Raw genomic sequence first — 14,509 nt, 5'->3', positions numbered from 1 at the left:
CCGGCACCTGGCAGCCCTGGTTCGCCAGCTGGCCCGAGCGCTTCGCAGGCGAGAGCGAGGCGCAGGCGCTGTTCGGCCCGGTCGCCGGCCGCTACTTCTACGAGGCCTTCGACGACGGCCGGCTGCACGGCCGGATCGACGTCTGGACCCGCCTCGCCGAAGAATGGGGCGGCCGCGACTTCTGGACGCCGTGGGAGGCGGTGCAGGCGCCGTCGCTGCTGCTGGAGGCCGAGTACTCGGTCACTCCGCCCGGTCAGATGGCGCAGATGGCGCGGCGAAACCCGCGGGCGCAGTATCTGCGCGTGCCCGGTGCCGGGCACCTGATACACGACGACGCCCCGGCGGTGTACCGGGGCGCCGTCGAGGCGTTCGTCTCGCGCACTTGAGTGCACGGCGGGCGTCAGTGCATGACGGGCGGTGGGGCGCTGACGTCCACACCCTCCTCCACGGCCGCGACCATCTTGCGGCGCGGCAGGAACAGCGCTGGGATCACGGTCAGCGCCACCAGCACCGTGGCCACGATGAACGTGGTGCCGTAGGCCGATGCCGCGTCGCCGAGCAGATCCAGCGGGGTCACGCCCTGCTCCGTCGCCTCCTTGAGGATCGCGCCGGCCTTGGCCTCGTCGCCGCCGGTGTTGATCAGCCGCAGGGTGAACGGGCCGAGCAGGCTGGTGAAGATCACCGTCATCACCGCGGTGCCGATCGACGCGCTCGTCTGCTGGACCACGTTGACCAGCGTCGAACCGTCGGCCACCTCGGCGCCACGCAGGGTGGCCAGCGCCGCCGACATGATCGGCATCATGGTCATACCCATGCCCAGGCCCTGGATGAACAGGGCGCCGCCGAGCAGCCAGTACGAGGTGTCGGTGTCGAGGGTGGTGAAGATCGCGACGCCGATGGTGATCAGCACCAGACCCGGAAGCACCACCTTGCCCGGGCCGATCTTGTCGGTCAGCTTGCCCGCGATCGGCATGGTCAGGATCGAACCGATGCCCTGCGGGGCCAGCAGCAGGCCGGCCATCAGGGTGGTCTCACCGCGCACCAGGATGAAGTACTGCGGGTACAGCAGCGACGCGCCGAAGAAGGCGATCATGAAGAAGACCATGCAGATGGTCGCCGTGCGCAGCACCGGATTGCGGAACAGCCGCAGATCCAGCAGCGGGTGCTTCGCGTGGAAGGCGTGCCAGATGAAGCCGGCGATCAGGGCGGCGCCGATGATCGCCGGAACGTAGACGCTCACGTTGTTGAAGGTGCGGTGCTCGGCCGACGACGAGACGCCGAACAGGAACAGCGCCAGGCCGGGCGAGAGCATGGCCAGGCCGACGAAGTCGATCTTGGCCGGCGACGGCTGCGCATCGTCCTTGAGGGCGAACCAGGCGTAGACCAGCGCGACGATGCCGATCGGGATGTTGATCAGGAAGACCCAGTGCCAGGAGGCGACCTCGATCAGCCAGCCGCCGAGGATGGGGCCGCAGATGGGGCCGAGCAGCATCGGCACACCCAGAATCGCCATCACCGAGCCGACCCGCTCGGGTCCGGCTGCGCGGGTCATGATCATCATGCCGATCGGCATGAGCAGACCGCCGCCGAAGCCCTGGATCATCCGGAAGGCCACCAGCGAGCCGATGCTCCAGGCCAGGGCACACAGCGCCGAGCCGAGGATGAAGACCACCAGTGAGGTGAGATAGACCTTCTTGGTGCCGAACCGGGAGGCCGCCCACGAGGAGATCGGGATGACGGCGGCCAGCGCCAACGTGTAGCCGGTCATCGACCAGGCGGCGCCGGCGGTGTTGGTGTTGAAGTCGTTGGTGAAGGCCGGCTGGGCCACCGAGACGACGGTCACGTCCAGAATCGACATGATGGCGCCGAGCACGACGACGCCGGCCACGACGAAGACGTCGCGGCCGAGCTTCTCTGGCTCGTGCGGGGGAGCGTTGGTGGTCATGGACTTCCTCACGGGGTCGGTGGTGGGCGTGGGGTCGATCGGGTGACGGTGGGCGGGTGCCGGTCCTGCGGGCGTCAGTCGTTCAGCACCTGCAGGCGGGGTACCTCCGGCAGGTACGTCAGTGCCTCGGAGACGGCGGCGGTCAGGCGGTCGCGGACGGCTCGGGGCAGGATCGAGAGCAGTTCGCGCAGCTCCTGCGACTCGAGCTGGAAGCGCTCGCGGAGCAGGTCGATGCCGGCCGCGGTCAGGGCGACGAGTTTGACCCGGCGGTCGTGCTCGTCTTCCTTCCGGTCCGCCAGCCCGGCGCAGACCAGCCGGTCGACGGCTCGCCCGGTGGCGGGCAGCGACAGCCGGACGGCCTCGGCCACCTCGTGCGTGGCGATCGCCTGATGGCGGCGGGCCAGGACGAAGAGGATCCGCAGCTGGGTCACGGTGAGCTCCTCGGTGACCAGCGACTCGGCCAACCGCGGGTACTGGAGCACCAGGATCCGGTCCACCAGATCCGCGACCACCGCGGTGGCGGCTTCGGTGGAGGTGGAGGTGGACACCCGAAACAACTTACGCCCACGCAACTATTGCGACAAAGCAATAACTGGTGATGCTGATCACCGTCACCCGGGACGCCGCGTCGATCGGCGACGGTCTTCGGCGCTCACACCGACCGGTGCGAGCGCCGAGGGATCGAGGCAGTGGTCTACTTCGCGGCCGGAAGCGGTGCTCCGGGATAGCTGCCGAACGACCACAGATTGCCCTCCGGGTCTTTGACGGCGAACTCGCGACTGCCGTACGGGGTGTCCGCGATCGGGGCGATGATCTCTGCGCCGTGGCCGGTGATCCGCTCACAGAGGGCGTCCGGATCGGCGGTCACCACATAGCAGCCCTGGGCGCCGGGCTGCGGCGTCCACGTCTCGCCGTCTCTGCGCCGGTCGCCGAGCATCACGCCGCCGGAGCCCTCCGGCCACCGAAGCTCGGCGTGGGCGACTTTGCCGTCGTCCTCGTAGCGTGCGGTGAGGACGAAGCCGAAGACCTCGGTGAGGTAGCCGATGAGGCGGTCGGCGTCGTCGGATTTGAAGGCGGCGAAGAGCGACGGTCCCGCCGGGGCACTGGTCTGGGGGTTCTCGTGTTCAGTCATGGTTCAAGACTGCGCGCGCCCCGTGCCCGCCGTCTTGAATGTTTCGGAGTTCCTCGGTGATCCACTGCCGCGGCCCGGTGCCGCAGTAGCGGGTGAACTCCCGGGTGAGATGCGCCTGGTCGCTGAAGCCCGTCGCCGCCGCGACGCCGGCGAGGTCGGTGTCGCCGCGCGCGTTCACCTGTGCGGCGATGAGCGACGAGGCCCGCTCGAACCGGATGAGGCCGGCGATCTGCTTGGGGGAGCGGCCCGTCTCGCGGTGGAAGAGGGTGCCGAGGTGGCGCGGCGTGAACCCGACGGCGTCAGCGAGGGCCGTGATCGGGATCCGTCCGCGGGACCGGTCGAGGAGGTGCCACGCGTAGGCGAGTTCGGGACGGACCTGGTCGCCCGCATGACCGGCGTCGTTCCAGCGGTCGGTCAGGGCTCCGGCGATCAGGGCGAAGCGCTGCGGCCAGTCTCCGGCGTCGGCGGCCGCCTGCGGCAGGCGTGCCGACCACCGGCCGAGCACCGGCGTGCCGTTGAAATCGGTGAGCGGGAGTTCGGCGGCCGGGACACCGAACAGTGCGCGGGCGGCCAGCGGATGAACGGCCAGCTGGATCCCGCTCTGCCCGCGGCGCTGCGTCACATAGCTGGCCCGGGTGTGCAGGCCGCCGAGGATCAGCGGTGCGGGCGCGGCCTGCGGCAGCGCTTCCGCGGTGGCCGCCGCCTCGACCCCGTCGTCGAGCGAGACGATGAAGGTGAGCCGGGAGGAAGGCAGACCCCGGTGCGGGATGGGGCTGTCGGCGGCGGTGCGGTACCCGACCATGGAGGCGACCCCCGGCGCACTGCGCGGCGGTGCGGCGGCGAAGTCGAAGGCATGGTCCTCGCGGTCCATAGCTCCTCACGCTACGCCGGGCAGCGGGCCGCCGGGTTCCGTAGCATGGCGCCATGACGAACGGTTCCATCAAAGACATCCCGGTTCAGGCGCTCGACGGTTCGGCTCTCTCCCTCGCGGACTTCTCCGGTCCGCTCCTGATCGTCAACGTGGCCTCCAAGTGCGGTCTGACCCCGCAGTACACCCAGCTCGAGGAACTCGCGCAGACCTACGGCCCGCGGGGCCTGACCGTGATCGGCATGCCGTGCAACCAGTTCATGGGCCAGGAGCCGGGCACCGCCGAGGAGATCGCCACCTTCTGCTCCACCAGCTACGGCGTCACCTTTCCGCTGCTGGCCAAGGCCGACGTCAAGGGCGACGACCAGCACCCGCTCTACGCCGCGCTCACACAGACCCCGGATGCGGACGGCGAGGCCGGTGACGTGCAGTGGAACTTCGAGAAGTTCCTGGTGGGCAAGAACGGCGACGTGCTCGCCCGGTTCCGTCCGAAGACCGTCCCGGACGCTCCCGAGGTGACCGCCGCCGTCGAAGCCGCCCTCTGACCGGTACCCGCCACAACTTCGGCGACGTGACCGACCTCCACGGTCGGTTACGTCGCCGAAGTTTTTCCGCTTAGCCCGTGGGGCGCCGATTGGTCGGGTGATCGCGTGCCTTTCGGGACGTGCCGTTCCCTTGGCGATCGAGTCCCGTGGTGGGCGTGCCGTTCTCTTGGTGATTGCGTGCGGTGGGGGCGTGACGTTCGCTTGGTGAGTGCGTGCCGTGGGGGCGTGCCGTTCCCTTGGTGATCGAGTGCCCGGCGAGGAGGTGCCGTTCCCTTGGTGATCGCGTGCGGTGGGGGCGTGCCGTTCCCTTGGTGATCGAGTGCCCGGCGAGGAACGAGCCGGGTGTATCGAGATCCCCCCCGCCGCAGTTCGGTCGCGCCGCCACCTGCACGGTAGAGTGACGGCCATGGCGCGTGTAGTGGTCGATGTGATGCCGAAGGCTGAGATTCTGGACCCGCAGGGACAGGCGATCGTGGGGGCGCTCGGCCGCCTCGGCTACGCCGGCGTCTCGGATGTCCGGCAGGGCAAGCGATTCGAACTCGAAGTGGACGGCAGCGTCGACGACGCGGCCCTGGAGCGGATCGCCGAGGAACTGCTGACCAACACGGTCATCGAGAACTTCCGCGTCAGCCGCGTCGCGGAGTGATCGCCCGATGAGCGCGCGTATCGGAGTCATCACCTTCCCGGGCACCCTCGACGACGTCGACGCCGCCCGGGCCGTGAAGCTCGCCGGCGGCGAGCCGGTGTCGCTGTGGCACGGCGACGCCGACCTCAAGGGCGTCGACGCGGTCATCGTCCCCGGCGGCTTCTCCTACGGCGACTACCTGCGCTGCGGCGCGATCGCCAAATTCGCCCCGGTGATGGGCGAAGTGGTCGCCGCCGCCGGGAAGGGCATGCCGGTCCTGGGCATCTGCAACGGCTTCCAGATCCTGTGCGAGGCCGGGCTGCTGCCGGGTGCCCTCACCCGCAACGAGGGCCTGCACTTCATCTGCCGCGATCAGTGGCTCAAGGTCGAATCCACCAGCACCGCCTGGAGCTCACGCTTCGAGCCGGGCGCCGAGATCCTGATCCCGCTCAAGTCGGGCGAGGGCCGGTACCAGGCCTCCGACGAGGTCCTCGAGGAACTCAAGGGCGAGGGCCGCATCGTCTTCACCTACGCCGGCGACAACCCGAACGGCAGTCAGCTCGACATCGCCGGGATCGCCAGCGCCGACGGCCGGGTGGTGGGCCTGATGCCGCACCCGGAGCACGCCGTCGAGGCGCTGACCGGACCGAGTGACGACGGCCTCGGCCTGTTCTACTCGGCCCTCGACGCGGTGCTCGCCACGGCATGATCCGATGATCGCCACCAGCGCCACCGCCGACGGCCTCGCGGCCTTCATCGACGCCTCACCGTCGCCGTTCCACGTCTGCGAGACGGTCGCCGCGGCCCTCGAGGGCGCCGGTTACCGGCAGCTCCGGGAGAGCAACAGCTGGTCCGGGGCGGTGGCCGGGCGGTGCTATGTGATCCGCGGCGGCTCGATCATCGCCTGGAACGGCACCGCGCTCGGGCCGCTGAGCGCGATCGTGCCCGACCTGATCCCGGCGGGGATCGACGCCGCACCGGTGCTGCGCATCGTCGGCGGGCACACCGACAGCCCCAACCTGCGGGTCAAGCAGCATCCGGATGTGGACCGGGCCGGGCTGCCCGTGGTGGCGCTCGAGCCGTACGGCGGAGCGTGGCTGAACTCCTGGCTGGACCGGGACCTGGGCCTGTCCGGGCGGCTCGCCTTCGCCGGCGAGGACGGTGTCGAGCACCGGCTGGTGCACGTCGACGAGCCGATCCTGCGCGTGCCGCAACTGGCCATCCACCTCTCCGAGGACCGCAAGGGGGTGAGCCTGAACCCGCAGCAGCATGTGAACGCGGTGCGCAGCACGGGCGGCGACGAGCTGCCGATCGTCGCCTGGGTGGCCCGCCGCCACGGTCTCGATCCGGACCGGGTGCTCGGCTGGGAGCTGATGACCCACGAGGTGACGCCCTCGCGCCTGATCGGCACCGACTCCTCACTGCTCAGCGCGCCGCGGCTGGACAATCAGGGCACCTGCTACGCGGGCCTGCGGGCCCTGCTCGATGCGGCACCGGCCGGGCCGGGCAGCGTACCGATGCTCGCGCTCTTCGACCACGAGGAGGTCGGTTCCGGTTCCGAACGCGGCGCCGCCTCCGACTTCCTGGTCACCGTCTGCGAACGGCTGGTCACCGCCGACGGCGGCGACCGCGAGGACTTCCTACGGACGATGGCCCGCAGCATCTGCGTCTCCGGGGACATGGCCCACGGCACCCACCCGAACTACCCGGACCGCCACGAGCCGTCCCATCGCATCGCGCTCGGCGGGGGACCGGTGCTCAAGGTCAATCAGAATCTGCGCTACGCCTCCGATGCGCTCGGCGAGGCCGAGTTCGCGCTCGCATGCGAGGCGGCCGGGGTGCCGCTGCAGCGCTACGTGCACCGCGCCGACCTGCCCTGCGGCTCGACCATCGGTCCGCTCACCGCCACCCGCACGGGACTGCGGACCGTGGATGTGGGGGCGCCGCAGCTGGCCATGCACAGCGCCCGCGAGCTGATGGCCGCCGCCGACGTGCCGATGTACTCCGCGGCACTGCAGTCCTTCCTCGCCGGCTGACTCCGCCGGAACGCCGGAGCGGCGGTGCCCCGACGATCAGTTGGGCCGCAGCACCGACAGCGAGGTGCCCTGCGTGAGCACCAGGTAGCCGTCGACGATGCCGGCGGTGCCGTTGATCGGCAGCATCCACGCGGTCTTCCCGGCGTCGGCGTCGTAGGCGGTCAGCTGACTGCCCGAGCCGTAGACCACGACGTGCCCGGCCGAGCCCACGCAGTCCAGCTTGTCCAGGTCCCGGTCCGGCTGGTCCACCGCGGGCGGCGGGAGTTCGCCGAGCCGGGTGCCGTCGGCCAGGTCGAAGAACACCCGTGAACGGTCGAGCCTGGCCAGTGCGATGGTGTCCCCGCAGGGCCGCGAGTTGGCCTTGGACAGCGAGTCGTCGGCAATCTGCCAGAGCAGGTCCCCGGTCGCCGGGTCGATGATCTCGAAATGCCCGGAGGTGGACAGGAACGCCGACGAGCCGGTGGCGGTGAGCACGGGCAGCGTCGACGGCTGATTCAGCACGGTCAGACCGGCCACCGACCGCACCGGCCGGGAGGCGACGGTCGAGCCCCTGCGCGGGTGGACGCTCACCGAGCGGTCGTCGAGCGCGGTGCGGTCGAGCAGGACGCCGCCGGGATACACCCGGACCCGGCAGTCGGTGCAGGCGGTGATGTCGTCCCCGGTCTTCGGGTCCAGCACGAAGCCCGAGCCGTCGGCGGTCTCGGCGGTCAGGGTGCCGTGCCGGTACGACGGGGTGACGGCGGCGGCGAAGACCCGGCTCCAGATCTCCCGGCCCTCGAGGGTGCGCAGTCCGGCCTGGTAGCCGGTCTGGTTCACACGCAGGAAGTTCCGGCCCACCGCGGTCACCCGGGCGGTGTCGTCGAGGTCGCCGACCCGTTCGAGCTCGCCGGTGCCGTGGTCGGCCCGGTAGAAGCCGTCGTCCACGTCGCCGAGTTTGATCGCGCAGCCGATCTGATGGTCGGCGTTGATCGCGCAGTCGCCCAGGCCCACCCGGACCGGTGCGCTCCACTGCCGGCGGCCGCTGGATCCGTCCACCAGCACGATGCTGCGGCCCAGTCCGCTCGGATAGGCGAGCAGCCAGTCGTCGCCGGCGTGATCGTCGACGGTGATCGCGCCGCTGCCGGAATAGCCGGGCAGATCGGCGTCGTCGATGGCCCAGGCGGTGGACGGCTCGTGCTGATAGGAGCGCAGCAGTCCGTCGCCGGCGCTGAACGAGGCGTCCGGCCGGCCCCACATCACCAGACCCGCGGTGATCGCCAGCAGCGCCGACAGCACCAGCGCCAGCGAGCCCATCCCGAGGCGGCCCGATCCCAGGTGGACGGTGCGTCCGGCCACAGTCAGCTCAGCCATGCGGTCAATCCAACCACGGGCGCACGCGGCCCCGGTGCCCGGACACGGGAGGCGCCTTGAGCGTCGTTCGCTCAGGGCGTACGGCGCCGGGAACACAAGCCCAGCGTGCGGCGTTGAGACCGGCAGAACCCCCGTCGACGATCCTGGGCGACGGTGGGACCGAGGTAAGCGTGGCAGCCTGGCCGCAGACCACTACAGTGGAGGGACGGGCAGCGGCGCTATCCTCCGCCCCACGCGTTGATTCCGGGCTCGCCGCCGGGACGAGACAACAAGGAGACCAATGTTCGAACGGTTCACCGACCGCGCACGCCGGGTCGTCGTCCTGGCTCAAGAAGAAGCGCGGATGCTCAATCACAACTACATCGGCACCGAGCACATCCTGCTGGGGCTGATCCACGAGGGCGAGGGTGTGGCCGCCAAGGCCCTCGAGTCCCTCGGCATCTCGCTCGAGGCCGTGCGCAGCCAGGTCGAGGAGATCATCGGGCAGGGCCAGCAGGCGCCGTCCGGGCACATCCCTTTCACCCCGCGCGCCAAGAAGGTGCTGGAGCTGAGCCTGCGCGAGGCGCTGCAGCTGGGCCACAACTACATCGGCACCGAGCACATCCTGCTCGGCCTGATCCGCGAGGGCGAGGGCGTGGCCGCGCAGGTCCTGGTGAAGCTGGGCGCCGACCTCAACCGGGTGCGCCAGCAGGTCATCCAGCTGCTGTCCGGCTACCAGGGCAAGGAGCCCGAGGCAGCGGGCACCGGCGGCCGGTCGTCCGGCGACTCGGGCACCCCGTCGAGTTCGCTGGTGCTCGATCAGTTCGGCCGCAACCTGACCACCGCCGCCCGCGAGGGCAATCTGGATCCGGTCATCGGCCGTGAGAAGGAGATCGAGCGGGTCATGCAGGTGCTGTCCCGGCGCACCAAGAACAACCCGGTGCTGATCGGTGAGCCCGGCGTCGGCAAGACCGCCGTCGTCGAGGGGCTGGCGCAGGCCATCGTGGCCGGCAACGTCCCCGAGACGCTCAAGGACAAGCAGCTCTACACCCTGGACCTGGGTTCGCTGGTGGCTGGCAGCCGCTACCGCGGTGACTTCGAAGAGCGCCTGAAGAAGGTGCTCAAGGAGATCAACACCCGCGGCGACATCATCCTGTTCATCGACGAGCTGCATCAGCTGGTCGGTGCCGGCGCCGCCGAGGGTGCGATCGACGCGGCCAGCATCCTCAAACCGAAGCTGGCCCGCGGCGAGCTGCAGACCATCGGCGCCACCACGCTCGATGAGTACCGCAAGTACATCGAGAAGGACGCCGCCCTCGAGCGCCGCTTCCAGCCGGTGCAGGTGGGTGAGCCGTCGGTGGAGCACACCATCGAGATCCTCAAGGGGCTGCGCGACCGCTACGAGCAGCACCACAAGGTCTCGATCAGCGACGCCGCACTGGTCGCCGCGGCCACCCTGGCCGACCGGTACATCAACGACCGGTTCCTGCCGGACAAGGCCATCGACCTGATCGACGAGGCGGGCGCGCGCATGCGCATCCGCCGGATGACCGCTCCGCCGGACCTGCGCGAGTTCGACGACCGCATCGCCGACGCCCGCAAGGAGAAGGAGTCGGCGATCGACGCGCAGGACTTCGAGAAGGCGGCGAGCCTGCGGGACAAGGAGAAGCAGCTCATCACCGAGCGCGCCGAGCGCGAGAAGCAGTGGCGTGCGGGTGATCTGGACGTGGTCGCCGAGGTGTCCGACGAAGAGATCGCCGAGGTGCTGGGCAACTGGACCGGTATCCCGGTGTTCAAGCTCACCGAGGAGGAGACCACCCGTCTGCTCCGCATGGAGGAGGAGCTGCACAAGCGGATCATCGGCCAGGAGGACGCCGTCAAGGCGGTCTCGCGGGCCATCCGCCGCACCCGCGCCGGTCTGAAGGACCCCAAGCGCCCGTCCGGCTCGTTCATCTTCGCCGGCCCGTCCGGTGTGGGTAAGACCGAGCTGTCCAAGGCGCTGGCCAACTTCCTGTTCGGCGAGGACGACGCGCTCATCCAGATCGACATGGGCGAGTTCCACGACCGCTTCACCGCGTCGCGGCTGTTCGGCGCCCCTCCCGGGTACGTCGGCTACGACGAGGGCGGCCAGCTCACCGAGAAGGTGCGCCGCAAGCCTTTCTCGGTGGTGCTGTTCGACGAGATCGAGAAGGCTCACCCGGAGATCTACAACACCCTGTTGCAGGTCCTCGAGGACGGTCGGCTGACCGACGGTCAGGGCCGCACGGTGGACTTCAAGAACACGGTGCTGATCTTCACGTCCAACCTGGGCACCAGCGACATCTCCAAGGCGGTGGGGCTGGGCTTCTCGAAGGACGACGGCTCCGGCTCGAACTATGAGCGGATGAAGCTGAAGGTCAACGACGAGCTGAAGAAGCACTTCCGCCCGGAGTTCCTGAACCGTATCGACGACGTCATCGTCTTCCACCAGCTGACGCAGGACGAGATCATTCAGATGGTCGACCTGATGATCGGCCGGGTGGAGGAGCAGCTCAAGGCCAAGGACATGGATCTGGAGTTGACCGATCGGGCCAAGCAGCTGCTCGCCAAGCGCGGCTTCGACCCGGTGCTCGGTGCCCGTCCGCTGCGCCGGACCATCCAGCGCGAGATCGAGGATCAGCTCTCCGAGAAGATCCTGTTCAACGAGATCGGCGCCGGTCAGATCGTGCTGATCGACGTCGAGGGCTGGGACGGCGAAGGCGACGGCGAGGACGCCACGTTCACCTTCAGCGGTACCGAGCGTCCGCGCGAGGTACCGGACGGTCCGGGTGAGCTCACCGAGGTCGCCGAGGGCGACGCGGGCTGATCTCGCGACAGTGGAGACGACGGCTGGGGCCGCCCGGAATTCCGGGCGGCCCCAGCCGCATCCGGGTGGTCTCCGCTGCCGCCCGGCCGTGAGGGTCATTCGGACGACTGCGCCGAATGGGTGCTTTGCCGGCGACGGTGTGCAACGATTTCTGGTGTCATGACGATCGCCGTGCCGAGCTCCGGTGCGCCAGACGACTGGGAGATGAATCTCGATGACCTCCGGACCGAATCCGGTTCCGCCCGGACCCAATCCCCACCCGAACCCGGCTTCCGGCCCGTGCCGGGATTCCCGCCCGCGGGGCCCGCTAATCCGTCGGCCTCGGCCGCGTTGCTGGCGCCGACCGGCCCGAGCTCGCAGCGCCGGCTGATCATCGCGGTGGTCGCCGGAGTGGCGGCCATTCTGCTGATCGTCGGGAGCTTCCTGACCTGGGCGTCGATGAGCATGGACGAGGACGTCTCGGAGATGGGGATGGAGTTCAGCTACAGCGCCGAGCTGACGGTCACCGGCATGGGATCGGCAGACGCCAATGTCGATCTCGATACCTCAGGGCTGCCTCCGGAAATCGCTGAGGCGGCCGAGAATGAACTTGGAAATGAGTCCCTCGGTGATGCGTCAGAGATCGAAGACCGTACCAAGAGCCCGGGAATCTGGACGATCATCCTCGGTGTGATCGTGGCGATCGGCGCGATTCTGATCGGCGTTCGTCGGTTCCCCGGTATCGGTGCGGTGATCGCACTGCTGGGCGGACTCGCCGCCACCATCGCGACGATCGTCTTTGTATCCGCACCGGCCGACTCGGTGTTCAAGAGCAGCCCGCGCTCCGGGATAGACGTCAGCGCCGGGATCGGCCTGTGGCTGGCGCTGGCCGGTGCTCTGCTTGGTTTGCTGGCCGGTGCCGCCGCCGTCGCGGTGACGCTGCGTCCGGCCCAGTTCGACGACGCCGCTCCGGCGCAGCTCGGTGCTCCCGGCGGCTTCGGACCGCAGGGCTTCGGCGGGCCGCAGGCCCCGGGTGGTCAGGCGCCGCAGGGCTTCGGCGGGCCGCAGGCGCCGCCCGCCCCGCAGGGCTTCGGGCAGCCGCAGGCTCCGGGCGGTCAGGCCCCGCAGGGCTACACCGGTCAGCCGCCGCAGGGTCAGCCGCCGCAGGGTCAGCCGCCGCAGGGTCAGCCGCCGCAGGGTCAGCCGCCGCAGGGTCAGCCGCCGCAGGCCTGACCTGATCGAGCCGTACGCCGCCGCCACGCCTAGCGTGGCGGCGGCGTTGCATCAACGAGTGCTCGTCATCCTGTACCAGGTTGCGCGCGAAGCGATCTGCTCGCCGATCTGCCGGGATACGCTCGGCCGGTGGGCCCGCGCAGGGGGTGCGGGACATCTGGATGCATCGATGTGGAGGAAGTCATGAGCAGTGCGCATACGCCGGCGGACCAGGGATCGGATCTGGCGCCGAACGAGGTCGACCGGCTCCGGTGGCTGGGGGTCCTGATGGCCCTCGCCGGCGCCTTCGGGGTGATCTTCAGTTGCCTCAACTGGCTCACCGTCCGGCCGGTGAACAACGACGGTGCCTGGGTTTCGCTGACCGGCCTCGGTTCGGTGGCCTCGTCGGGCCTGCCGCGTGAGCTGAACGACTTCGCCGACATCAAGACCGTGATGGCCGATCACGGCACCGCCGGCGGCGCCTGGACGCTGGCCTTCGGTGCGCTGCTGCTGATCTCGTCGATCCCGCTGCTGATGCGTCGCAATCAGGTCTCCGGCGCGGCCGCCGGACTCATCTTCTCGCTGGCCTCGACGATCACCTGCTTCGTCTACCTCGACAGCCCCGCCAACGGGGTGCTCGACTCGGATGCGACCAAGGGACTGGAGCGGGCGGCCGGTGTCGCCGCGGACCTGTCCACCGGCTACGGCCTGTGGACGGTGCTCATCGTCTCCATCATCGGCATCGCGACCTCCGGTTTCGCCCTGGGGCTGTCGCTGGCCCGCCGCGGTTACTGAGCCGCTCCTCCCGAGACCGTTTTCGGCTCCCGCGACCGGCTGACCGGTCTCGGGAGCCGATTCGCGTCTCGGGAACCGACAGCCACAGACCGCCGCACCACGTCTGTTACCGTTGTGGTTATTGTGCTTTGTGAGGCAGGAGTGATTCGTATGCCGAAGTGGCCGGTGCGCTCGCGGCAGCTGCTGCGCGCAGTCCTCGTCGTCCTGCTGGCGGTCACTGGAACCGCGACCGTGGCGTCCCCGGTCTCAGCTACCCCGGCCTCGGCGGCCCAGTCGGCGCGGATCATCTCGCACCAGAGCACCGGTGCGCAGTCCGAGCGCCTGTACGTCCAGTCGGCCGCCATGGGCCGGGCCATCGCGCTCGACGTCCTGCGGCCCGCCGACCGGTCCACTCCGGCGCCCACCTTCTACCTGCTCAACGGTGCGGGCGGCGGCGAGGACTCGGCCAGCTGGGACGTCAAGACCGACTACGCGCAGTTCTTCCGCGGCAAGCACGTCAACGTGGTCACCCCGGTCGGCGGCGCCTTCTCGTACTACACCGACTGGCAGCGCGACGACCCGGTGCTCGGGCGCAACAAATGGCAGACCTTCCTCACCCGGGAACTCCCGCCGGTGCTCGACGACTACCTCGGGGCCACCGGCAGGAACGCCGTCGCCGGCATCTCGATGGCCGGCACCTCGGTGCTGAATCTGGCGATCGCCGCTCCCCGGCTCTACCGGGTGGCCGCCGCTTACAGCGGCTGCGCCCGCACCAGCGACCCGCTCGGCCAGGCCTACATCCGCACCGTCGTCGAAGACCGCGGCCGCGGTGACGTCACCAACATGTGGGGCCCGCTCGACGGGCCCGGGTGGAAGGCCAACGATCCGTATCTCAACGCCGCCCGGCTGCGCGGAACCAAGGTGATCATGACCAGCGGCACCGGGCTGCCCGGACAGTACGACACGCTCGGGGCCCGCCTGGTGAACGGTGATCCTCTGGTTCTGGCGGACCAGATTCTTCTGGGCGGGGCGATCGAGGCTACCGTATACAGCTGCACCCAGCAGATGCGGCAGGCGCTGACGCAGGCGGGCGTGGACCAGACGGTCATCACCCGCCCGGCCGGCAGCCATTCCTGGCAGTACTGGGAGCAGGATCTGCACACCACCTGGCCGGCGATCGCGCGAGAGCTGAACCGCCGCCCCTGACGGAAGGCGGCAC

General features: G+C 69.7%; 14 protein-coding genes. 9 read left to right on the top strand and 5 right to left on the bottom strand.

Going from position 1 to position 14,509, the window contains the following annotated elements; translation table 11 throughout:
• A partial coding sequence (locus ACJMNC_RS08940) for an alpha/beta fold hydrolase (RefSeq protein WP_408947591.1) occupies positions 1-386 on the top strand: 386 nt, incomplete at its 5' end.
• A gap of 14 nt (positions 387-400) precedes the next feature.
• Here ACJMNC_RS08940 and ACJMNC_RS08935 read toward each other — a convergent pair.
• The 4 genes from ACJMNC_RS08935 to ACJMNC_RS08920 all read right to left on the bottom strand — a co-directional run bounded on the left by ACJMNC_RS08935 (position 401) and on the right by ACJMNC_RS08920 (position 3,879).
• Positions 401-1,945, bottom strand: a complete 1,545-nt coding sequence (locus tag ACJMNC_RS08935) for a DHA2 family efflux MFS transporter permease subunit (RefSeq protein ID WP_408947590.1) — start codon at positions 1,943-1,945, stop codon at positions 401-403.
• A gap of 74 nt (positions 1,946-2,019) precedes the next feature.
• Positions 2,020-2,493, bottom strand: coding sequence for a MarR family winged helix-turn-helix transcriptional regulator (locus ACJMNC_RS08930; RefSeq protein ID WP_408947589.1), 474 nt, complete (start codon positions 2,491-2,493; stop codon positions 2,020-2,022).
• Between the two features lie 146 nt (positions 2,494-2,639).
• Positions 2,640-3,077: a VOC family protein gene (locus tag ACJMNC_RS08925; RefSeq protein ID WP_408947588.1), complete on the bottom strand. Its 438-nt coding sequence runs from the start codon at positions 3,075-3,077 to the stop codon at positions 2,640-2,642.
• The gene (locus ACJMNC_RS08920) at positions 3,070-3,879 is read right to left on the bottom strand and encodes a helix-turn-helix transcriptional regulator (RefSeq protein WP_408947598.1); all 810 of its coding nucleotides are present in this window, start codon (positions 3,877-3,879) and stop codon (positions 3,070-3,072) included. Before ACJMNC_RS08920 ends, ACJMNC_RS08925 begins: the two co-directional genes overlap by 8 nt.
• Positions 3,880-4,001: 122 nt before the next feature.
• On the opposite strand from ACJMNC_RS08920, the gene ACJMNC_RS08915 reads away from it, so the two are divergent.
• From ACJMNC_RS08915 to ACJMNC_RS08900, 4 genes are all read left to right on the top strand, one after another.
• The gene (locus ACJMNC_RS08915; RefSeq protein ID WP_408947587.1) at positions 4,002-4,490 is read left to right on the top strand and encodes a glutathione peroxidase; all 489 of its coding nucleotides are present in this window, start codon (positions 4,002-4,004) and stop codon (positions 4,488-4,490) included.
• A 406-nt stretch (positions 4,491-4,896) separates the two neighbouring features.
• Positions 4,897-5,136, top strand: coding sequence for a phosphoribosylformylglycinamidine synthase subunit PurS (purS, locus tag ACJMNC_RS08910; protein ID WP_408947586.1), 240 nt, complete (start codon positions 4,897-4,899; stop codon positions 5,134-5,136).
• Positions 5,137-5,143: 7 nt separating this feature from the next.
• Positions 5,144-5,824 carry a phosphoribosylformylglycinamidine synthase subunit PurQ gene (purQ, locus tag ACJMNC_RS08905; protein WP_408947585.1) on the top strand — a complete coding sequence of 227 codons (681 nt, stop codon included), beginning with the start codon at positions 5,144-5,146 and terminating at the stop codon, positions 5,822-5,824.
• Positions 5,825-5,828: 4 nt separating this feature from the next.
• A complete protein-coding gene (locus ACJMNC_RS08900) occupies positions 5,829-7,151 on the top strand; it encodes a M18 family aminopeptidase (protein ID WP_408947584.1) in 1,323 nt (440 codons plus the stop codon).
• Between the two features lie 36 nt (positions 7,152-7,187).
• On the opposite strand, the gene ACJMNC_RS08895 is transcribed toward ACJMNC_RS08900, so the two are convergent.
• Positions 7,188-8,501 carry a hypothetical protein gene (locus ACJMNC_RS08895; RefSeq protein ID WP_408947583.1) on the bottom strand — a complete coding sequence of 438 codons (1,314 nt, stop codon included), beginning with the start codon at positions 8,499-8,501 and terminating at the stop codon, positions 7,188-7,190.
• Between the two features lie 280 nt (positions 8,502-8,781).
• On the opposite strand from ACJMNC_RS08895, the gene ACJMNC_RS08890 reads away from it, so the two are divergent.
• The 4 genes from ACJMNC_RS08890 (at position 8,782) to ACJMNC_RS08875 (ending at position 14,496) form a co-directional block, all read left to right on the top strand.
• Positions 8,782-11,325, top strand: a complete 2,544-nt coding sequence (locus ACJMNC_RS08890) for an ATP-dependent Clp protease ATP-binding subunit (RefSeq protein WP_408947582.1) — start codon at positions 8,782-8,784, stop codon at positions 11,323-11,325.
• 330 nt (positions 11,326-11,655) lie between these two features.
• A complete protein-coding gene (locus tag ACJMNC_RS08885) occupies positions 11,656-12,537 on the top strand; it encodes a hypothetical protein (RefSeq protein ID WP_408947581.1) in 882 nt (293 codons plus the stop codon).
• A 183-nt stretch (positions 12,538-12,720) separates the two neighbouring features.
• A complete protein-coding gene (locus ACJMNC_RS08880) occupies positions 12,721-13,311 on the top strand; it encodes a hypothetical protein (protein WP_408947580.1) in 591 nt (196 codons plus the stop codon).
• Positions 13,312-13,461: 150 nt separating this feature from the next.
• Positions 13,462-14,496, top strand: a complete 1,035-nt coding sequence (locus ACJMNC_RS08875; RefSeq protein WP_408947579.1) for an alpha/beta hydrolase — start codon at positions 13,462-13,464, stop codon at positions 14,494-14,496.
• Positions 14,497-14,509: the final 13 nt, after the last annotated feature.

Origin of the sequence: Gordonia sp. VNK21 (assembly GCF_046098115.1) — a bacterium.
GTDB lineage: Bacteria > Actinomycetota > Actinomycetes > Mycobacteriales > Mycobacteriaceae > Gordonia.
The sequence above is the reverse complement of the archived record's forward strand: the minus strand, read 5'-3'. Positions and strand labels throughout refer to the sequence as shown.

Coding starts and splice junctions, on each gene's coding strand:
- ACJMNC_RS08935 (WP_408947590.1), bottom strand. CDS start 1,945: ATGACCACCAACGCTCCCCCGCACGAGCCAGAGAAGCTCGGCCGCGAC.
- ACJMNC_RS08925 (WP_408947588.1), bottom strand. CDS start 3,077: ATGACTGAACACGAGAACCCCCAGACCAGTGCCCCGGCGGGACCGTCG.
- ACJMNC_RS08920 (WP_408947598.1), bottom strand. CDS start 3,879: ATGGTCGGGTACCGCACCGCCGCCGACAGCCCCATCCCGCACCGGGGT.
- ACJMNC_RS08915 (WP_408947587.1), top strand. CDS start 4,002: ATGACGAACGGTTCCATCAAAGACATCCCGGTTCAGGCGCTCGACGGT.
- purS (WP_408947586.1), top strand. CDS start 4,897: ATGGCGCGTGTAGTGGTCGATGTGATGCCGAAGGCTGAGATTCTGGAC.
- purQ (WP_408947585.1), top strand. CDS start 5,144: ATGAGCGCGCGTATCGGAGTCATCACCTTCCCGGGCACCCTCGACGAC.
- ACJMNC_RS08900 (WP_408947584.1), top strand. CDS start 5,829: ATGATCGCCACCAGCGCCACCGCCGACGGCCTCGCGGCCTTCATCGAC.
- ACJMNC_RS08895 (WP_408947583.1), bottom strand. CDS start 8,501: ATGGCTGAGCTGACTGTGGCCGGACGCACCGTCCACCTGGGATCGGGC.
- ACJMNC_RS08890 (WP_408947582.1), top strand. CDS start 8,782: ATGTTCGAACGGTTCACCGACCGCGCACGCCGGGTCGTCGTCCTGGCT.
- ACJMNC_RS08880 (WP_408947580.1), top strand. CDS start 12,721: ATGAGCAGTGCGCATACGCCGGCGGACCAGGGATCGGATCTGGCGCCG.
- ACJMNC_RS08875 (WP_408947579.1), top strand. CDS start 13,462: ATGCCGAAGTGGCCGGTGCGCTCGCGGCAGCTGCTGCGCGCAGTCCTC.